This window comes from Sphingomonas sp. ABOLE, from assembly GCF_003950455.1.
Lineage (GTDB): Bacteria > Pseudomonadota > Alphaproteobacteria > Sphingomonadales > Sphingomonadaceae > Sphingomonas > Sphingomonas trueperi.
In genome coordinates, this window is the sequence record NZ_QQWY01000025.1 from 37,008 (window position 1) to 49,788 (window position 12,781).

Below are 12,781 nucleotides of genomic sequence, written 5' to 3' on the forward strand. Positions count from 1 at the left end.
TCGGTTCGTTGGCAAATCAGGCGATGGAAAGCTGGACGCGGTGCCCGTGGCGGGCGAGGGATGAGAGCGGGCAGATGTCGCCGGCTTCTTCGATCAGGCTGCCGGCCAGCTGCTCGGGCAGGCCCGGCAGGGTTACCGACAAGGCCACCGACAGATCGAACCCGATCGCGTCCTGGCGCAGGCCGATGCCAAGGACGGCTTCGACGCTGCTGTCGACGGGGAGCGCGACCTTGCGGCGCCGTGCGACGGTGCGGAGCGCACGCAGGAAGCAGGTGGCATATCCGGAGGCGAGCAGTTGCTCGGGATTGATCCCCTCGCCGGAGCCTCCAAGCGCCGGCGGTGCGCTGATGCGCAACGTCAGGCCGGCATCTGCGATGGTCAGCACGCCCTCCTCGCCACCGGCAGCACGGGCGCTTGTCTGGTACAGCATGTCCATTGCAACCTCCATCGAGATAACAGTTATCGCGATAACTGTTATCCCTAATTCACGTGCTCTTGTACCAGATTTTTATCGCGATATATATTCTCGCGGATTGGTGCCCAGAGGAGCAGGACGTGACGGATCAGGAGGCAGGGCCGGTAGGGCTGGAGCACCAGCTCTGCTTTTCGGTCTATTCGGCGGGCATGGCGATCCAGCGGCTGTACAAGCCGCTGCTCGACCGGCTCGGGCTGACCTATCCGCAATATCTGGTGCTCAACGTGCTGTGGCGCGACGACCAGCTGCCGATCGGCCACATCGCCGAGCGCCTCGCGCTCGAACCGAGCACGCTGACGCCGCTGCTCAAGCGGCTCGAAGCCGCGGGGTTTCTGCGGCGCACGCGCAATCCGGAGAATGAGCGCCAGGTGATCGTCGCGCTCACCGATGCGGGGCGCGCGCTGCGGGCGCAGGCGCGCTGCCTCAACGAGGCGCTGCTCGCGGCGTCCGGAGACACGGTGCGCGCGCTGGGCGACCTCAACGCCCGGATCATCCGCCTCCGCGATGCCGTGTACGCGCGCGGCATGGACGACACCGACCCCCTCTCAGAATAGCGATTCAACCTCGGCCTCCAGCCGATAGCCGAACCCGCGCTCGGTCTTGATCAGCGCCTCGCCGCCCGGCGCCCGCGCCAGCTTCTTGCGCAGTCGCAGGACCTGCACGTCGACGCTGCGGTCGAAGATGTCGTCGTGGGCGCGGGTAGCGCGCATCAGGTGGACGCGCGACAGTGATCGGCCGGGTGCCTCGAGCAAGGCGGCGAGCAGGCTGTACTCGCCCTTGGTGAGATCGATCTGGGTGCCGTCGGGTGCGATCAGCGCGCGTTCGGCATGGCGCATCTCCCAGCCGGCGAAGCGATAGCCGCCGCGGAGGGGGGCGCTGACGACGCGGCCCAGCTCCTGCCGGCGCAGCACCGCGCGGACGCGTGCCACCAGCTCGGCGAGGTTGAGCGTACCCGCGAGAAAGTCGTCGGCGCCCAGCTCGAGGCCGACGATCGTGCTCACGCTGTCGGCCTCGCCATCGGCGTACAGGATCACCGGCACGTCCGAGCGGCCGCGGATCTCGCGCAGCACGTCGAGCGCGTTGCGGCTGCGCAGGCGTGCGCTCAGGACGACGAGGCTCAGCTGACGGCTGTGCAGCTGGTGGGCGACATCGCGCGCGCCCGAACCGATCGCGGTCCAGCGATGGTCGCGCAGATAGGCGAGGATATGGTCGCGTCCACGCTCGTCTTCGTCGACGACGAGAATGCGGCCGATGCTGGTCGCGCGGTGGACCTGTTCCTGAAATGCATGCGTGGGAAAGCGGTACATGGTGGAACTCCGCAAAGGACGTGCGCCCGGGTGGGGAGTGCCGGATATGCCTGCGATCCGCTGGCACACCCGGCGCAGCCGGCGGGTCAGAGCTGATGCGCCGCGCGCAGGCTTGCCGCCGCCTGTTCGCCGATGATCGCGCAGGGCGCCTGGGTGTTGCCGGTCGTGACGCGCGGCAGGACCGAGCCATCGGCGATGCGCAGGCCCTCGACGCCGTAGACGCGGAGCGACCCGTCGACGACCGACATGCTGTCACGACCCATCTTGGCGGTGCAGGTCTGGTGCCAGTAGGTCACCGCCGAATCGCGGACATAGTCCTTCAGCGCCTCTCCGCGCAGATCGCCGGGCATCACCTCGCCGCGGACCAGCGGTCGGAACGCCCGGGCGTTGCCGAGTTCGCGGCAGAGCTCGATGCACGCCAGCGCGGCGGTCATGTCGGCAGGGTCCGACAGCATGTTCGCATCGATCTGCAACGCCGCCGCCGGATCGTCGCTGCGCAGCCGCAAACGCCCGCGACTCTGCGGCTGGGCGAGGCCGGCGAACATCGTCCAACCATGCTCGGGCACGCCGCGCGCGGCGGTCCGCTCGCTCGGCACCGGGAACTCGACCTGGCAGAACAGCAGGTCGGGGGCGGTCAGTTCGCGACGGCTCTTCCAGTAGAGCGTCGCCTCGCTGCCGCTGTTACGGGGCGCGATCGGCTCGGCATATTCCCAGGTGCAGCCGAACGACACATGGTCCTGCAGATTGGCGCCCACACCCGGCAGATGCTGGCGGACGGGAATGCCCACCCGGCGCAGTTCCGCCTCGTCGCCGATGCCCGAATGCATCAGCACCTTGGGCGTCTGCATCGCGCCCATCGAGAGCACCACTTCCTGCCGCGCGCCGATCCGGGTGCGCGCGCCGCCATGAAGGAGGTCGACGCCGACGGCGCGATTGCCCTCGAAGGCGATCCGCTCGACCGTCGCGCCGGTTATCACGGTGAGGTTGGGGCGATCGAGATAGGGCTGGACATAGGCACGGAACAGCGACTGGCGACGCCCGTCGCGCACCAGCATGTCGGTGATCGCGGCGCCACCTTCGCTTTCCATCATCCGGCCGTTCGGGCTGTCGAAGGTGGGGATGCCCAGTTCGCTGGCGGCATCGAGCAGCGCGTGCGCGATCGGGCTCGGATCGGCGGCGGGTTGCACCCATACCGGGCCGTCCGTGCCGCGATGGCTCGGGTCGGGCGCGCCCCGCCAGTTCTCGATGCGGCGATAGATGTCGAGTACGTTCTGGTAGTTCCACCGCGCGTCGCCGCTTTCCGCAGCGAAATGTTCCCAGTCGCTGCGGTGGCCGCGCGCCCAGACCATCACGTTGATGCTGGAGCCGCCGCCCAGGCCCTTGCCCATCGACATCGGCAAGGCGCGGCCGTTCAGGTGCGGATTGGGCTCGGCGGTGAAGCCCCAGTCGCGCTCGGTGCCGAGATTGGTCGGCCACAGGGCGGGGTTCAGCACCGACTCCGCTTCGTCGCTGCCGCCCGCTTCGACGAGCAGGACCTGAACGGCCGCATTCTCGGCCAGCCGCCGGGCAACCACCGAGCCGGAGGAGCCGGCGCCGCAGACGATGAAGTTGTAGGCGGGCTTGAGCTCGGCGGTGAGGCGCGCCTGATTCTCGGCGGCGCGGCGCAGGATGTCGGCTTGGTCGGCAGGATGGGCTTCGGTCATCATCAAACTCCTTCGAATGGCTGAGGCGCCGTCGGGAGGAGGCACGCCTGCTCGTTGGCGCGGCGACGGCGTGGGACACGCCGCCAGCCGCACCCGGGACGGGTGGCTCGCAACTCGATCGTGCCGCCGAACGCAGCAGCAGGGGGACGTTGGCTGCATTCGGTGTTCCGAAGGATTGGGGATTCGTGCTTCGACCTCCGGTGGTGCCGGGGTATCATTTCTATCAAATATGGCAATACTGCCGGATTGAAAATACGGCTACAGACATGTTACGGCAGCGTAGCCGGAGAAGCTCCGCATCCCGGACCGGCGGTTGTCGGGGCTATTGCCGCTTCAGCAGGCGGGCGGCGGAGAGCGCGAGGAGCCCGGCGACGATCCCCCACAGCGCCGAGCCGAGGCCGAAGATCGACACGCCCGAGGCGGTGACGAGCAGGGTGAGAATGGCGGCGTCGCGATCCTCCGGCGCGGTGGCCAGGCTGCCGATCGCCGCGCCCAGCGGCGGGAGCAGCGCAATGCCGGTCAGCGCCGCGATCAGCGTAGTCGGCAATGCCAGGAACTGGCGTACGAGCAGTGGCGCGAACGCGGCGAGCAGCAGGTAGAAGCCGCCATAGAGCAGGCCCGTCTTCCAGCGGCGGCGTGGTTCCGGATCGGCCTCCTCGTTGGTGCAGATCGCCGCCGTGATCGCCGCCAGATTGACCGCATGGCCGCCGAAGGGCGCGGCGGCGAGGCTGGCGAGTCCCGCGCCGAGCAGCAGCGGCGTCGGCCGCGCCGGATATCCCGCGCCGCGCAGCACGGCGAGACCGGGCAGGTTCTGCGACACCAGGGTGACGAAGAACAAGGGCAGCCCGATGCTCGCCAGCGCGCCGGCATCGAACGCGATCGGCGCCGGCACCAGGCTGCCGAACACCGCGCCGGGCACCACGGCGCCGACCTGGCCGCGGATCAGCGCCAGCGCGATACCCGCGGCGAGCACGACGAGCAGCGCATAGACCGGGAAGCGCCATCGGGCGACGAGGAAGAGGATGACGAGACTCGCCACCAGCAGCGGGTCGACGCTGCCCAGCCGAAACAGGTTGAGGCAGAAGGGCATCAGCACGCCGGCCAGCATCGCCGCGGCGATCGCGTGCGGGATCGCCGCCGCCAGCCGGCCGAGCGCCGGGATCAGGCTGAACGCGATCCCGACCAGTGCCGCGAAGAGGAAGGCGCCGACGGCGACACTCCAGGACACGCCCGACACGCCGGCAAGCAGCGCGGCGCCGGGCGTCGACCAGGCGAGGATCACCGGCACCCGCTGCTGGATCGACAGCACCGCGCTGCCGATCGCGATTCCCAGGCAGAGGGCGGTAAGCGCCGTGCCGATCTGCGGCCCCGTCGCGCCGAGCGCCTGCAGCGCCCGGATCACCAGCGCGACCGTGCCGCCGAACCCGACCAACGCCGCGACGAACGCGGAAATCCAGGCGGACGGCGGCGGCAATCGATGCATCGGCAAGCGCTTTCGATGGGAAAGGGAACGGCGCACGACCGTGAACGCCGCGCGGCGGGAAGGCTAGCGCCTGGCGCGCGTGGCCGAGCGCAGCTTGCGGTCCAGCGCGCGGAGCCGCACCTCGTCCGAGGCGACGGCGGCCAGCGCCTGGATCGTCTTCGCCTCGCGCTCGCGGAGCACCCGCGGCTTGCGGTCGATCACGCACAGCGATCCGACGATGAAGCCGTCACCGTCGATCACCGGTGCGCCGGCATAGAAGCGGAAGCCCGGTTCACCGGCCACTGCGGGGTTGTCGGCGAAGCGCGGGTCGGCCGAAAGGTCGGCGACGGTGAACACGTCGCGCTGCAGGATCGTATGGTTGCAAAAGGCCCAGCTGCGCGGCGTGTCGGCCATGTCGAGGCCGATCTTCGACTTGAACCATTGCTTGGTGGGGGTGAGCAGCGTCAGCAGCGCGATCGGCGCATCGAAGGTCTGGGCGGCGAGCCAGGTCAGCCGATCGAAGCTCTCTTCGGCTTCGGAGTGGAGCAGGCCCGAGCGCTCGACCGCCATCAGTCGCCGCCGTTCGTCCTGCGAAACCGGGAAGGCGACGCCCCAGTCGGCGAATCCCGTATCCTCCGCGACGAACGCCGATCCGCGCAACTGCGCGAGTGCCTGTGCCGGCGTCGCCACGCGCGAGACCCGGCCGGCGAGGTCTGCCGGAACGCAGCCGTCGCCGCCGACGGCAAGGAGCCGGGTCGTCGCGATGGTCTTGTTCGCCGCGAGGCTGCGCAACAGCGGCTGGCTGTTCAGCCCCGAGGTGCAGTCTACCAGCACGGCATAAGGGCGCGCCGAGCCGATCGTGACCAATGCGGCGAGCACATCGTCGAAATAATCGATCACGAAATCGGCTGCGTTGGCGGCGGCGGCGCGATAGTCCGGCAGCCGGTCGCTGGCGGCAACGACGACGAGAACGGCGGACGCCTCAGCCTCCGCGGACGGCTGCTTGCTGTCGATCAGGGCCCGCACATCGGCGAGATAGACCCGGCGGTGGCCGCCGGGCGTCTTCCAGGACGGAATCGTGCCCCCCTCGATCAGGACCTGAGCCGTGCGCACCGAGACCCCCAGCAATTTGGCGGCGTCCGCGGTGGTCAAAATGTCCTTCTTCACGCTTCCGACTCCCTGCCCCCGCCGGACCCTCTCGCAACGTCTTTGCGGCGTCTCCACTCTGCTAGCGCGGTATGGGGCCCGATATATTGATAGAATCGGCAATTTAAAGAGCGGTGAGCCGTTGGGAAGGCGCGGCGAACGGTGCCAGATCGCAATGTCGCTGCGAACGTAACGTCATTTTCGTCGCTTCCTCGCCAATATGGAAACTATCCCGGCGAAGTATCTGCAAAGAGGAACGCGGCGGAGTCTCCCACATGCCACAAGAATCGCTCCGTAGAGGCGATGCCGATCGGGGAGGCGTGGCGCAATGGGAACGGCTGCTCCGATTGGCGCTGCTGTGCTCGCCCTTTTGCGACAGGGTGTCTCTGGATGGGGAGGCCGACCGCCTGCGGCAGATCTAAGGGGCCTCGATCACGATAGCCGCACGCGGACGCGCTGATATCCGTGAATGAAGGTGGACGGTATCCGCAGCGGTTCCGCCTCCACTTCGAACGACAGCGCGCGTTCCAGCATGGCTTCCCACAAGGTGCGGATCTGCAGCTCTGCCAGGCGCGCGCCGATGCAGCGGTGCATGCCGGTGCCGAGCGCGAGATGGCGACGGGCATTGTGTCGATCGAGGAGGAAGTCGTCGGGACGTTCGAACAGCGCTTCGTCGCGATTGGCGGAAAGGTACCACAACACCACCTTTTCGCCGCGACGGATGGTTCGGCCGCCGACCGTCACGTCGCGCGTCGCGGTGCGCCGCATATGCGCGATCGGCGTCTGCCAGCGCAGCAACTCGGGCGTGAGATTGGCCAGCAGGTCCCGATCGGCCTGGAGCTTGCGCCATTCCTCGGGGAAACGGTGCATGGCGAGGATGCTGCCGCTGATGCTGTTGCGGGTGGTGTCGTTGCCGCCGACGATGAGCAGCAGGATGTTGCCGTAGAATTCGTCCTTCGGCATGGCGCGGGTGTCGGCGCCCCGCGCGAGGAGCGAAATCAGGTCATCGCCTTCGCTGGCCGCGCGCCGCTCCGCCCAGATCGCGTCGAACGTGCCGAAGCATTCGTGCATCACCCGCAGCTTGTCCTCGAGCGACAGGAAGGCGGGGTGCCCGGGCAGCGCGACCATCGCGTCGGACCAGCGGATCAGATCGCGCGAGCGTGTCTGGGGAAAGCCCAGCAGCAGCGCCAGCGTGCGTGCGCTCAGTTCGATCGAGACGCGGTCGACCCAGTCGAACCAGCTGCCGCGCGGGAGCCCGTCGAGGATGTCCGCGGCCCATTCGCGCAACCGCGGCGCCATCTGCGCCAGCCGCTCGGGCGAGAAGGCCGGCGCCACCGCCCGGCGCTGTTCGGCATGGCGGGGCGGGTCCATCGAGATGAACGCGGGGAAGAATTGCGGGTCGTCGGCGCTGGAGCCGATGGTGATCCCGCCATTGGCGTGCGCCGAGGAGAAGGTCTCGGTATCGAGCTCGATCGCCTCGATGTCGCTGTGGCGCGTGATCGACCAATAGGGCCCGAAGCGGCTCTCCGCGCAATGATGCACCGGCGCCTCGTGGCGCAGCCGGGCGAGATAGTGCGGTGCCAGCCCCGCCGCGAACAGCTCGGGCTGGGCGACGTTGAGCGCGTCGACCGGAAGCCGGTGCAGCGCCTGCTCGAAATGCGCGGCGTCCAGGGTGCCGATGGCCTCGGCGGGGCGGGGATCGTTGCTCATCGGCATATGATGCCGTCCCCCCGGCTACCGTCGTGCTACCGTTCGAGCGGCGGTGGTGACCGGGGTAGCGACGTGCGTTAGCGCTGCAATGCCTCGCGCCGTCGCCCGCACGGTGCGTGCGCGAGGAAGGTCAGCAGCGATCGATTGAACCGGTCGGGCATCTTCCATGGCACGAAGTGGCCGCCGGTCGGAAACAGCTCCAGCCGCGCCGACGGAATGGCACCGGCGAGCGCGCGGAAATGGGCCGGCAGGATGAACTCGTCGTCTTCCGCGCCGGCGATGGTGACCGCCGTGCGGATCGTGGCCAGCTGTGCGGGGCCGATATCCTGCTGCGCCGCCTGCATCGCACGGGTCGCCTCTGCCAGCCGGCCGAACCCGTTCGGATCGGGGGCCAGTGCCGCATAGTCCGCGGCGAGGCGCGGCACGATAGTGGCGAGAATGGGGGCATCGTCCGCGCCCGGCCGCACGCTCGCCTTGTCCATGTTGGCACCGAAGGCATAGACCGCGCAGGGCCGGGCATTCCCGCGCATCGCCAGCATCAGCGCGACGATGCCGCCGTCGCTCCAGCCGATCACGATCGGCCGGACGAGGTGGAGATGCGCCAGCACCGCGCGCACGTCGTCGGCGAGCAATTCGTACCGCAGGGGATGGGGGCCCAGCGTGCTGCGGCCATGGCCGCGACTGTCGATCAGGATGACGCGATACCCCGCCGCGACCAGTGCCGGCACTTGGCCGTCCCAGCTTCGGCTGCTCGCCATTCCACCGTGCAGCAGCACCACCGGCGCGCCGTGGCCGATGCTCGCATACCAGATGCGGGCGCCGTCGACCTCGACATGGCTGCCCTGGGTCTTCGCCCCGGCGATCGCGCGCGGGGGGTGTTGGTGCTCGGCTTCGTGCTGGGCCATCGCGGGCGAGCAGGCCAGCGCCGCCGCCAAGCCGTGCCAAAGTCCGCGCCGGACGATATGCTTCGCGATTCTTCTCATGATCCATATCCGTTCGGGCGTGCGGCACGCCGGGGCGCCGCAACGCGGAAGAAAAAGGGCCCGGCGCTGGGGCTGCGCCGGGCCAGGGCAACGCCTCCGCTGGAAGAGGCGTCGGGTCGCTCGCGCCTTTTGGCGCGGCTGGATTTCCATCCCGCTTCAGTCTTCACCGTAAGGAATACGATGGTAACGTCCGTGGGATGTGCTGCCGGGTAAACCGCCGTGCATCGGGAATATGTAAATACTCTGGCCGACAACATAGTAAATGCAGATACATTGTTTGTTATGATGCATCACAATAGCTGCCATTACCATTGAAACTCATTACAGCTTTAACGGATGTTTACCAGAAACTACGGGAGCGAGGCCAGCCGCGTTTTTGGGCTGAACAGTTGTTTCTGGAGGATTTGTGCGTAACTTGGTTTCTACACTCGCCGCTGTCGGTGCGTTGTTCGTCACGGTGCCAGCCTTTGCGCAGGCGCGACCGACCGCAGAAGAGCCCGGCGCCGGATCGATATATGTCGGCGGCTTCCTCGGAGATCGCTTCGGCCGCGAGCAGACCCTGCGCGGCGCGACTCCCGCCGGCCTGCCGCGCGTCATCGAAACCGATGCGAAAGACGGTCTCACGGGTGGCGTTGTTCTCGGTGCGGTCGCCGCTACCGGCGATTGGGGGCGCGCGCGCGTCGAAGCCGAATTCTCGGCCAGCCGCAACACGCTCAAGCGGCTCGATCTGAACGGGCAGCAGCGGACGCTGCTCGAAGGCCGTCGCTCGGTGACCACCGAGATGGTCAACCTCATCTACGACACGCCGCGCATCGCCGAGCGGCTGCGCTTCTCGCTGGGGGCCGGCATCGGCCATGGCGCCATCGACTACGACACGCGCTATCTGGTCGCCGCCGATGGTCCGGCGATCAACATTCCGACGAGCGTTTCCGGCAAGCTCGCGCTGCAGGGCATCGCCGGCGCTTCGGTATCACTCGGCGGCGGCCTCGAACTGGTAGCCGATGTGCGGTACGCCCGGATCGGGCGGCATCAGGTCGAGCGCTTCAATGCGACGGCCGGTACGTTGGATTCGGTGCTCTCGACCCGCTACAGCAACGTGATCGCGACCGGCGGATTCCGCTTCTTCTTCTGAAGCGGAGGGGCCGCGGACCAACGTCGCGGCCCCGTCTATCCCGCGTGCCGACCTGCAGAGGAAAGTGAGAAGGTCGCAATGCACATCCTGTACGAGGCGCGCGCCCGCGTGGTCGGTGGCCGGTCGGGCAGCGCGACCATCGAGGGCGGCGTGCCGGCTATCCCGCTCGCTGCGCCGCGCGCGCTGGGCGGCGACGATGCCGGCGCCAATCCGGAACAGCTTTTCGCCACCAGCCATGCCGCGTGCTTTCTGAGCGCACTGCGCTTCGTGGCGAACCGGCGGCGGCTGGTCCTCGCCGACGACAGCGCAGTGGTCGCGGCAGTGGGGCTCGGCATGCGCGAGGACGGCGCCGGCTTCGGGATCGAGGTGCGGCTGACGGTCAGCCTGCCGGGGCTGGCGCGCGATCTTGCCGCCAGCCTCGTGCAGGAGGCGGACCGGGTCAGCCCCTATTCGCACCTTGCCCGCCACGGGGCAGGGATCCACATCGCGATAAGCGACTGATGTCGAATCGCGCTCGGAAAGGTGCGTGGCGGGGGCGGCCTTCCTCCCGCGCCTTCGCATCGAACGCGGCGCAACCGGCCGTCCGGTCACACCGCGCTCGAGGGCCGTGCGCGCAGCCCCCTCAGACGGTGCGGATGGTCCCACCGTCGATGACGAACTCGGCGCCGTGGATCGCCGCTGCGCGATCGGCGGCGAGATAGGCGATGAGATCGGCTACCTCTTCGGGCTCGGCACCGCGCCCGATCGGAATCCCCCCGAGGGCATCGAGCACGGACTGGCGCGCCTCCTCGATCGTGCCGCCCTTCGCCGCGCGAAGCCTTTCGAGGAAGGCTCCGGCAGCCTCCGTCATGATCCAGCCGGGCGAGACGGCGTTGACCCGCACGCCCTTCGGACCGAGCTCCTTCGAGATCGCCTTGCTGTAGGTCCGCAGCGCAGCCTTGGCGGCAGCATATCCGGTCGTGGAGTCCGGCAGCGGCAGGACGGCCTGGATCGAGGTGACGTGCACCACGGTGCCGGCGCCGCGCTCGAGCATCTGCGGGATCAGCAGGCGGTCGAGCCGGACGGCCGCCAGCAGATTGAGGTTCAGCTCGGCGAGCCAATGGTCCTCGGTCAGCGCGGCGAAGCCGCCTGCCGGCGCATGCGAGCCGCCGAGAACATGGACGAGGATGTCGATCCCGCCCAGCCGCGCAAGCGCCGCGCTGGCCAAGGCTTCGCCACCTGCAGCGGTGGTCAGGTCCGCCTGCACATAGTCGACGCCCTCGATCGGGTCCTGGACCGTGCGGGCAGCCGTGACGACCCGCGCTCCTCCGGCGAGGAAACGCGCGACCGTGGCGCGGCCCAGGCCCTTCGTGCCACCGCTGACCAGCACGCGCTTGCCGGCGAACTCCGTGGGATCGGCCTTGGCGCTCATACCGTGGTTTCCAGCGTCTTGATGGCGCCGTGCGCCAGGGTGAACCGGTAGGTGAAGCGGAGCGGGCTGCCCGGGAACGCACCATGGGCCGGACCTTCGACGACGAAATCGCCATCTTCTTCCCGAACCGAATCGGGCGTGAAGATCGCCTTCACCGGAATCACCTCTTCCTCGATGAGCCGGCGAATGGCCGCATGGCCGACGAAGCGCTTGCCGTTGTCGATGAAAACGGCGTCCCTTCCAAAGGGCTTCAGCATGCCCTCAGTATCGAGACGGGCGTTGGCCTCGATATAGTCGGCAATCGGCTTGGGTAGATCTGGTTGCATCTTCATCTCCTGAACGGTGACGAAGGACATTTAGGGTTTGCGTTTCCGCCTGATAATCGAGACAAATCGGCATAGCATGTTACGGAAACCGGGATAATGAAGCGGCATTCGCTGATCGAGCTGGAGGCGGTTCTTGCCATCGTTCGGTGCGGCTCGTTTCGCGCGGCGGCGCTGGAGCTCGGCATGTCGACGACCGCCGTCAGCAATGCCGTGGGCAAACTCGAACGCGAGCTATCCGTCCGCCTTTTCAATCGCACCACGCGCAGCGTCTCTCTCACCTATGCGGGCAGAGTGTTCGTTGCGCAGATCAAGCCGGCGCTCGAGGATATCCAGAAGGCGATGAACACGGCCCGCGCCCAGCAGGAGACGCCGTCGGGCACCTTGCGCATCAACGCCTTCGCGACGGCGGCGCGCGAGATCATGGCGCCGCTGATCCTCAGCTATCTGCAGCGATATCCCCAGGTTCATATCGACCTCGTGACGGAGGGGCGGCTTGTCGACGTCGTCGCGGCGGGCTTTGATCTCGGCGTGCGCAGCGCGGACCTGGTACCCGCCGACGCGATCGCCATTCCGCTCGGCCAGGTCCGACGCATGGCGATTGCCGCATCTCCCGCCTTTTTCGAGAACCGGGCGATACCGCAACTGCCGCGGGAGCTGCTCGCCTACCCTTGCATTCGTGTCCGGCTACCCAATGGCGCGTTGTTCAGATGGCGGTTCGAGAAGGACGGCGAACAGCTGCAGCTCGATGTCGATGGTCCGATGACCCTCGACGAAGCCTCGCTCGCCCGAATCGCGGTGACGAACGGTTTGGGCATCGGCTATTTCATGGAAGCGGATGTCTGCGACGATATAAAGGCGGGGCGGCTCGTGCGCATTCTTGAAGACTGGACCCCGCCGCTGGTTCCATTGTGCCTCTATTATTCCAATCGGCGCAATTCTTCCGCGGCCTTTCAAGCGTTCATCGCGCTCGCGCGCGAATTCGCGGCCGGGCGCGTGCGGCAGCATTGAACCTGGAGCGGGTGCCCGGTCGCCGCGATCCTCTCCATCGTGTTCGCAGATGTCGGCATGTGGAACCGCGTCCGGAGGCAGTGCTGGCCGGATCGCGGGTATGATGAAGCGGGCCGGG

13 protein-coding genes are annotated in these 12,781 nt (G+C 67.9%); 4 read left to right on the forward strand and 9 right to left on the reverse strand.

Annotation, left to right across the window (positions count from 1 at the left end; translation table 11 throughout):
* Positions 1 to 16 precede the first annotated feature (16 nt).
* Positions 17 to 436, reverse strand: coding sequence for an Ohr family peroxiredoxin (locus CA234_RS15625; RefSeq protein ID WP_126002153.1), 420 nt, complete (start codon positions 434 to 436; stop codon positions 17 to 19).
* 188 nt (positions 437 to 624) lie between these two features.
* On the opposite strand from CA234_RS15625, the gene CA234_RS15630 reads away from it, so the two are divergent.
* Positions 625 to 1,029 carry a MarR family transcriptional regulator gene (locus tag CA234_RS15630; RefSeq protein ID WP_126002173.1) on the forward strand — a complete coding sequence of 135 codons (405 nt, stop codon included), beginning with the start codon at positions 625 to 627 and terminating at the stop codon, positions 1,027 to 1,029.
* On the opposite strand, the gene CA234_RS15635 is transcribed toward CA234_RS15630, so the two are convergent.
* The 6 genes from CA234_RS15635 to CA234_RS15660 all read right to left on the reverse strand — a co-directional run bounded on the left by CA234_RS15635 (position 1,021) and on the right by CA234_RS15660 (position 8,786).
* Positions 1,021 to 1,782, reverse strand: a complete 762-nt coding sequence (locus CA234_RS15635) for a response regulator transcription factor (RefSeq protein ID WP_126002154.1) — start codon at positions 1,780 to 1,782, stop codon at positions 1,021 to 1,023. The genes CA234_RS15630 and CA234_RS15635 overlap by 9 nt on opposite strands.
* A gap of 86 nt (positions 1,783 to 1,868) precedes the next feature.
* Positions 1,869 to 3,488, reverse strand: a complete 1,620-nt coding sequence (locus CA234_RS15640) for a GMC family oxidoreductase N-terminal domain-containing protein (protein WP_241213536.1) — start codon at positions 3,486 to 3,488, stop codon at positions 1,869 to 1,871.
* Between the two features lie 319 nt (positions 3,489 to 3,807).
* Positions 3,808 to 5,004 carry a benzoate/H(+) symporter BenE family transporter gene (locus CA234_RS15645; RefSeq protein WP_277600218.1) on the reverse strand — a complete coding sequence of 399 codons (1,197 nt, stop codon included), beginning with the start codon at positions 5,002 to 5,004 and terminating at the stop codon, positions 3,808 to 3,810.
* Positions 5,005 to 5,031: 27 nt separating this feature from the next.
* Positions 5,032 to 6,114: a GAF domain-containing protein gene (locus tag CA234_RS15650; RefSeq protein WP_125976752.1), complete on the reverse strand. Its 1,083-nt coding sequence runs from the start codon at positions 6,112 to 6,114 to the stop codon at positions 5,032 to 5,034.
* Positions 6,115 to 6,525: 411 nt separating this feature from the next.
* Positions 6,526 to 7,803, reverse strand: a complete 1,278-nt coding sequence (locus CA234_RS15655) for a cytochrome P450 (RefSeq protein ID WP_164521842.1) — start codon at positions 7,801 to 7,803, stop codon at positions 6,526 to 6,528.
* A gap of 77 nt (positions 7,804 to 7,880) precedes the next feature.
* Positions 7,881 to 8,786 carry an alpha/beta hydrolase gene (locus tag CA234_RS15660; RefSeq protein ID WP_164521843.1) on the reverse strand — a complete coding sequence of 302 codons (906 nt, stop codon included), beginning with the start codon at positions 8,784 to 8,786 and terminating at the stop codon, positions 7,881 to 7,883.
* Between the two features lie 406 nt (positions 8,787 to 9,192).
* Between CA234_RS15660 and CA234_RS15665 the strand changes: the two genes are divergently transcribed.
* On the forward strand, positions 9,193 to 9,918 hold the full coding sequence (locus CA234_RS15665; protein WP_126002159.1) for a hypothetical protein: 726 nt from the start codon (positions 9,193 to 9,195) through the stop codon (positions 9,916 to 9,918).
* Positions 9,919 to 9,996: 78 nt separating this feature from the next.
* The gene (locus CA234_RS15670; protein ID WP_126002160.1) at positions 9,997 to 10,419 is read left to right on the forward strand and encodes an Ohr family peroxiredoxin; all 423 of its coding nucleotides are present in this window, start codon (positions 9,997 to 9,999) and stop codon (positions 10,417 to 10,419) included.
* A 121-nt stretch (positions 10,420 to 10,540) separates the two neighbouring features.
* Here CA234_RS15670 and CA234_RS15675 read toward each other — a convergent pair whose 3' ends face one another.
* Positions 10,541 to 11,329: an SDR family oxidoreductase gene (locus CA234_RS15675; protein WP_126002161.1), complete on the reverse strand. Its 789-nt coding sequence runs from the start codon at positions 11,327 to 11,329 to the stop codon at positions 10,541 to 10,543.
* Positions 11,326 to 11,655, reverse strand: a complete 330-nt coding sequence (locus CA234_RS15680) for a nuclear transport factor 2 family protein (protein WP_126002174.1) — start codon at positions 11,653 to 11,655, stop codon at positions 11,326 to 11,328. The genes CA234_RS15675 and CA234_RS15680 overlap by 4 nt, the downstream gene beginning before the upstream one ends.
* Positions 11,656 to 11,751: 96 nt before the next feature.
* On the opposite strand from CA234_RS15680, the gene CA234_RS15685 reads away from it, so the two are divergent.
* Positions 11,752 to 12,663 (forward strand): LysR family transcriptional regulator, encoded by a 912-nt coding sequence (locus CA234_RS15685; protein ID WP_125976758.1) that lies wholly within the window; start codon positions 11,752 to 11,754, stop codon positions 12,661 to 12,663.
* Positions 12,664 to 12,781 lie beyond the last annotated feature (118 nt).